Source organism: Bacteroides intestinalis (assembly GCF_003464595.1).
In the GTDB taxonomy this organism is placed as follows: Bacteria; Bacteroidota; Bacteroidia; order Bacteroidales; family Bacteroidaceae; genus Bacteroides; species Bacteroides intestinalis_A.
The window spans coordinates 1-515 of the sequence record NZ_QRZF01000077.1 but is presented as its reverse complement, the minus strand read 5'-3'; the positions used below and the strand labels follow the sequence as shown (position 1 = coordinate 515).

Genomic DNA, 515 nt, shown 5'->3' with positions numbered 1-515 from the left:
ACTTTTCGGTGGCCAGTAAGGAAATCGAGCGAGGCAAGGGTACACGTGGCCGGGGAGCCGAGGGAAAGCAGAACGTTGCGGTGATGGCCGAAAGCACCCCGTTGGAAGATATCGAAACGGGCAAAAAGGAGAAGCATGTGCGTTATTTCAAGGCCAGGGTACTGGATAGCCATCAAAGTGAAGGAATCAACGGCGTGGTCAGGGACTGCATGGAGGATGATGCCATCGTATTTTCGGACAAAAGCACTTCTTACGTTGACATCTCCGATCTGGTGGAATTGCACGTCACCGAGAAATCAGACGCCAAAACCACCAAGGAAACACTCAAATGGGTGCATATCGCAATCAGTAATGCAAAACGGACATTGCTGGGCAACTACCATAAAATCAAAAGGAAATACTTACAGTTGTATCTCAACGAGTTTATTTACAAATTAAACAGACGGTATTTTGGAGACAAACTCTTTGACAGACTAGTAATTGCGAATATAACAGGTGCATAAACGGATAATCAG

Annotated in this window: 1 pseudogene; it reads left to right on the top strand. The window is 46.0% G+C overall.

The features are described 5' to 3' along the window. Window positions 1-503: pseudogene (locus DWW10_RS25865) on the top strand (IS1595-like element ISBbi1 family transposase); the annotation flags it as partial. Between the last annotated feature and the right edge of the window lie 12 nt (window positions 504-515).